Annotated in this window: 5 protein-coding genes; all 5 read left to right on the top strand. The window is 57.1% G+C overall.

The features are described from left to right. Positions 1–392 precede the first annotated feature (392 nt). Positions 393–1,154: a crotonase/enoyl-CoA hydratase family protein gene (locus tag OUO13_RS19965; protein WP_283175671.1), complete on the top strand. Its 762-nt coding sequence runs from the start codon at positions 393–395 to the stop codon at positions 1,152–1,154. A gap of 24 nt (positions 1,155–1,178) precedes the next feature. Then, positions 1,179–1,946 carry a 3-hydroxyacyl-CoA dehydrogenase gene (locus tag OUO13_RS19970; RefSeq protein ID WP_283175672.1) on the top strand — a complete coding sequence of 256 codons (768 nt, stop codon included), beginning with the start codon at positions 1,179–1,181 and terminating at the stop codon, positions 1,944–1,946. An 11-nt stretch (positions 1,947–1,957) separates the two neighbouring features. Next, positions 1,958–3,742, top strand: a complete 1,785-nt coding sequence (locus OUO13_RS19975) for an acyl-CoA dehydrogenase family protein (RefSeq protein WP_283175673.1) — start codon at positions 1,958–1,960, stop codon at positions 3,740–3,742. 169 nt (positions 3,743–3,911) lie between these two features. Further along, positions 3,912–5,777, top strand: a complete 1,866-nt coding sequence (locus OUO13_RS19980) for a feruloyl-CoA synthase (RefSeq protein WP_283175674.1) — start codon at positions 3,912–3,914, stop codon at positions 5,775–5,777. A gap of 125 nt (positions 5,778–5,902) precedes the next feature. Then, a partial coding sequence (locus OUO13_RS19985) for an electron transfer flavoprotein subunit beta/FixA family protein (RefSeq protein ID WP_428982373.1) occupies positions 5,903–6,156 on the top strand: 254 nt, incomplete at its 3' end.

Genomic DNA, 6,156 nt, shown 5'->3' on the forward strand with positions numbered 1-6,156 from the left:
CGATAGCAGCCCGCCATGCGGTCTCAGTCGCCAGTTTCTGATCACATAGTCCACTATCGGCATTTTTCGGCCGAGTCAGCCATCGGTGTCCAACCCGCATGTAGCGGGCGTTCCGATGGTAGCTATAGCAAAAACCAATACACACATACCAAAACCTGAATAGATGGTTATACAAAAGGCTATCTATGATCAGACCTCGTTTATCCGGATGCTGTGGTCGGCCAGGTCATTCCTGAAATGCACATTGTTTACATGCACAACAATTTTTGCGGCGAAGCGGGTTAGGCCTATTGCCAATTGTTTAGCAACTAAACTATATTGATTTCAAACAAAACTGACCGTCCAACCGGTACGGCTCGCATCAACAACAAGAACAACGCACAGAGGCTGCCATGAGCAACTACCAGCACCTGACCTTTACTGTCGACAACAACATCGGTCACCTGACTCTGAACCGTCCGGAAAAGAAAAACGCCATCAACGACAAACTCTGTCTGGAAATCGAGCATGTGTTCACCAACCTGCCCGATGGCCTGAACGTGATTCTGTTCTCCGGTGCCGGCCCAGAGTTCTGCTCCGGTCTGGACCTGTCCGAACACACTGCCCGCGAACCATTCGAAGTGGTTCTGCACTCCCGCATGTGGCACCGCACCTTCAGCCACATCCAGAACAGCGGTATCCCGATTGTGGCCGCCATGCACGGCGCGGTCATCGGTGGCGGTCTGGAGCTGGCTATCTGTGCTCACGTTCGTGTGTCTGACGAATCCACTTTCTACCGCCTGCCAGAAGGCCGTCACGGCATCTTCGTAGGTGGTGGTGCTTCTGTACGGGTTGCCCGCACCATCGGCGCTGGCCGTATGACTGAAATGATGCTGACTGGCCGTACCCTGGATGCCTACGAGGGCGAACGTCTGGGTCTGGCTCACTACGTGGTGCCAAAAGGCGAATCCATGGCCAAGGCTCTGGAACTGGCCAAAACCATCGCCACCAACTCCCGCTTCTCCAACTGGGCGATGGCGACCGGTCTGAGCCGTATCGACAACATGTCCAGCGATGACGGTCTGTACACCGAATCCTTGATCACCGGTATCACCCAGACCAGCGGCGAAGTGAAAGAGCGTATCGACGCCTTCCTGAACCGCAAGAAGAAGTAATTCGGTACTCCTGGAGTAATCATCATGCAGATCAACAACAAGCATTTTGTCGTGACAGGTGCCGGTTCCGGTATGGGAGCTGCCACCGCTCGCCGTCTGCTGTCCCAGGGCGCCCGTGTGACCCTCGCGGATATCAACGAAGCAGCAGGCAAGGCACTGGTTGAGGAACTGGGCGCCAATGCCCTGTTCTGCACCACTGACATTACCAGCGAAGAATCCGTACAGGCCTGTGTTAACAGCGCCGTGGAAGCCTTCGGCCCGATTCACGGCCTGATCAACTGCGCCGGTATTCCGGGTGCAGAACGGGTGATTGGCCGCGAAGGCCCACACCGTCTGGCGTCGTTTGAACGTGCTCTGAAGGTCAACCTGCTGGGCACGTTTAACGTGCTGCGTCTGGTTGCCGACAAGATGCAACACAACGAGCCGGAAGCTTCTGGTGAACGTGGTGTGATCATCAACACTGCATCGGTTGCCGCGTTTGATGGCCAGATTGGTCAGGCCGGTTACGCCGCCTCCAAAGCCGGTGTCTGCGCCATGACCCTGCCAATCGCCCGTGAACTGGCGCGTTTTGGTATCCGGGTGATGACCATTGCTCCGGGCCTGTTCCGCACTCCGATGATGGATGCTCTGCCACCGGAAGTTCAGCAGTCTCTGGGGGCTTCTGTGCCGTTCCCACCACGCCTGGGTGAGCCGGACGAATACGCTCAGCTGGCGCAGCAAATCATCGAGAACTGCATGCTAAACGGCGAAACCATCCGTCTGGATGGCGCCATCCGTATGGCTGCGAAGTAAGCGGAGGTCTTATGAGCGAGTATCTGGCCCCCCTCAAGGACATGCTGTTTGCACTCGATGTAGTGCGTCAGCAGACCGGTATTGAACAGAACGAAACGCTGGCCGAATTCGACAGCAGTTTTGTTGCCGCTGTGCTGGAAGAAGCCGGCAAGTTTGCCCGTGGTGTACTGGCCCCACTGAATGCCGTGGGTGATGTACAGGGCTGTCGTTTTGACAACGGCAGCGTCACCACTCCGGATGGCTGGAAGAACGCGTTCGACCAGTTCAACGAGGGTGGCTGGATGGGTCTCGCCATGTCCGCCGATTTTGGTGGTCAGCAGCTGCCGAAGTTCATCGCCCAGCCGGTGAATGAAATGTGGCTGTCGGCCAACCTTGCGTTTGTGATGTTCCACGCGCTCAGTCAGGGCTGCAGTGAAATCCTGTCGCACTTCGGTACTGACGCCCAGAAAGCCCGTTATCTGGAAGCCATTGTCAGCGGTCGCTGGACCGTTGCCATGGCCCTGACCGAACCCAATGCCGGTTCCGACCTCGCCGCCACCACCACCAAGGCGGTGCCACAAGGCGACGGTACTTACCGCATCAAGGGTCAGAAGATTTTTATCACCTACGGTGACCACGACCTGGCCGAGAACATCGTCCATCTGGTGTTGGCTCGCACTCCGGATGCACCGGCTGGCAGCCGTGGTATCTCCCTGTTTGCGGTACCGAAATTCCGCATCGAGGAAGACGGCAGTATCGGTGCGTTCAACGACGTTGCCTGTACCGGCATTGAACACAAGATGGGTCTGCACGGCAGCCCGACCTGTTCCATGAGTTACGGCGACAACGATGACTGTATCGGCGAGCTGATTGGTGAAGAGAACAAGGGCCTGATGGCCATGTTCGTGCTGATGAACGAAGCCCGTCTGAGCACCGGTATCCAGGGTGTGGGTATCGGTGAAATGAGTTACCAGCACAGCCTGCGTTACGCCACCGAACGTACCCAGGGCAGCCACTACAGTTCTGGCCAGCGGGTCAGCATTGTTGAGCACCCGGATGTGCAGCGCATGTTGCTGTCGATGCATTCACGCACCGTTGCACTGCGCGCCATCGGTTACCTGATTGCAGCCCTGATTGATCTGTCCGAACACAGCACCGACAAGGCCGAAGTCAAAGCCCTGCGCGATCGCGTGGCGCTGCTGACCCCGATCTTCAAGGCCTTCTCTACCGAAGAAGGCAACCGTATGGCTGGCACCTGTGTGCAAGTTTACGGCGGCATGGGCTTTGTCGAAGAAACCGGCGTTGCCCAGTTCATGCGTGATGCTCGCATTATCACCATCTACGAAGGCACCACCGGTATTCAGGCGCGTGACCTGGTGTTCCGCAAGATTCTGGCCGACCAGGGCAATGCCCTCAACACCCTGCTTACCGATGTTCGCAGCAGTGCTGAGCGTCTGGGCAGTCGTGATCAGGCCGCTCTGGCGGTAATGGCCGCACAGCTGACCAACGCCTGCCGGGCAACCAGCAGCCGCATCGAAGCCCTGCTGGGTGCCGGTGACGATCAGCAACTGCGTCTGCACGCCGGTTCCGTACCCCTGCTGGAAGCCCTTGGCACCCTGCTGTGTGGCTGGCAGCTGGCGGAAATCGCTGCTTACGCCAGCGACAAGATCGCCGCCAATGAAGACCCGGTGTATCACCAGAACCAGATTGCGCTCGCCCAGTTCTATTTTGCCCACCACCTGCCGGGCCTGTTTGCCCAGCTGGAGACCGTCGCCTGTGCCGACGCCGGTCTGGGCAGTTACCAGTTTGTGGAATAACCGGGGCCCGGCACGGACCTCAACGCAGCAGTTTCTGGCGCGGCCCAGGTCGCGCCAACCATAACGACAACAAATACATAAACAGCGCTGTCACCGACGCCGAGGTGGCAGCCGGAAACCAGACAACCGTTCACACCATAACAACAAAGGTGGACGAAGGAGTTTTCACATGCTGGCCGATTTTCACCCGATCAACATCGCTAACCACCCGGTAGAAGTGATCAAACGTGCTGATGGCACCCAGATCATCCGTACGATTGATGCGCTCGGAGAATACCCGGAACGTATCACCGCCTGCCTCGAACAGTGGGCTGCCAAAACCCCGGATCGTGTTTGTGTGGCCCAGCGCCATGTCGACGGTCACTGGGTTGAACTGACTTACGCCGAAACCCTCAAGCAGGTTCGCGCCATTGCCCAATGGCTGCTGGACGTGCGTGTGGATGGCCAACCACTGGGCACCGAACGCCCGATTGCGATCCTGTCTGGCAACAGCACCGAACACCTGCTGGTTTCGCTGGCCGCCATGCACGTGGGTATTCCGTACTCACCGATTTCAGTGGCCTACTCCACCATTTCCACCGACTTCGGCAAGCTGCGTCATATCATCGACCTGCTGACTCCGGGTCTGGTATTTGCCGACAACCTCGGCCCGTTCTGTGATGCCATCAACGCGGTAGTCGCCAACAACGTGCCAGTGGTTGCCGTTGAAAGTGCCCACGCTCGCGAAGATATCAAGAACCCGTTCACCGACTTCAGCACCCTGCTGGCAACTGAAGCAACCGCTGCTGTTGAAGAAGCCGCAGCACGGGTAAACGCTGATACCGTCGCCAAACTGCTGTTCACCTCCGGTTCTACCGGCATGCCAAAAGGCGTGATTAACACCCAGCAGATGCTGTGTGCCAACCAGGAAATGATCAGCGGCTTCTATGCGTTTGTGAAAGAAAAACCACCGGTACTGATCGACTGGCTGCCGTGGAACCACACCTTCGGTGGCAACCAGAACGTCAACATGGTGATCTACAACGGTGGCTCCCTGTACATCGACCAGGGTAAACCGACTCCGAAAGCCATTCACACCACGCTGGCCAACCTGCGTGATGTGGCACCAACCATCTACTTCAACGTGCCGAAAGGTTACGAGCTGATGGTCCACGAGCTGAAGCAGAACCCGGACATTGCTACCAAATTCTTCAGTCAGCTGCAGATGATGTTCTTCGCCGGAGCTGGTCTGGCCCAACACGTCTGGGACGCGCTGGATGAACTGGCAATCCAGTACACCGGCAAAAAAGTGCCAATGATGACTGGCCTCGGTGCTACCGAAACCGGTCCGGCGGCGCTGTTCACTTCCGTGGAAGAAAGCGCCTCTGGTGTGGTTGGTCTGCCAACCCCGGGCACCGAGATCAAACTGATCCCGAATGCCGGCAAACTGGAAGTGCGTGTGCGTGGTCTGGCGATCACTCCGGGTTACTGGCGTGATGCTGAAAAAACCGCCAAAGCCTACGACGAAGAAGGTTTCTACTGTCTCGGTGACGCCCTGAAATATCTGGACGAAAGCCAGCCACAGCGCGGTTTCCGCTTTGACGGCCGGGTTTCCGAAGATTTCAAACTGGATACCGGTACCTGGGTGTCCGTTGGTGGCCTGCGTCAATTCGTAATTCACCACTGTGCTCCTTACGTACAGGACCTGGTAGTTGCCGGTCGTGACCGCAGCTACCTGAGTGTGATGGTATTCCCGGACATGGCACACCTGCGTCAGCTGGTACAGAACAACGCCCAGTACACCGATGCCGACATCTGCCGTCATCCGCACGTGCGTGAAGTGTTCGAACGCCTGATCAGCGAAATGGCCAGCGCCAGCACCGGTAGCTCCAACCTGATCAAACGTCTGGTGATCCTCGACCAGCCAGCCCGTCTGGATGCTCACGAGATCACTGACAAGGGTTCGATCAACCAGAACGCCGTGCTGACCAACCGTGCTGACATCGTGGAAGACCTCTACAGTGCCCAGCCGTCCGAACGTGTGATCAGCCTCTGATCCGCTCTGCTCTGTCCTTGCAATAGAGAGTGAGAGGACCCGGAAGCTGTGCCAGAGGTACAGCTTCCGTTGCAGCGGATCGGCATAACAAGAACAAGACCTGCAAAAAACAACAGAGCCACAACATGAAAATTCTCGTCGCTGTAAAACGCGTGATCGACTACAACGTCAAGGTGCGCGTAAAGGCCGATAACACTGATGTTGATCTGAGCAACGTCAAGATGGCCATGAACCCATTCTGTGAAATCGCCGTAGAAGAAGCCGTACGCCTGAAAGAAAAAGGCATCGCGTCTGAAATCGTGGTGGTTTCCATCGGTCCTAAAACCGCTCAGGAACAGATTCGTACCGCCCTCGCCCTGGGCGCTGATCGCGGCATCCT

This window comes from Parathalassolituus penaei (genome assembly GCF_026626885.1).
In the GTDB taxonomy this organism is placed as follows: domain Bacteria; phylum Pseudomonadota; class Gammaproteobacteria; order Pseudomonadales; family Oceanobacteraceae; genus Oceanobacter; species Oceanobacter penaei.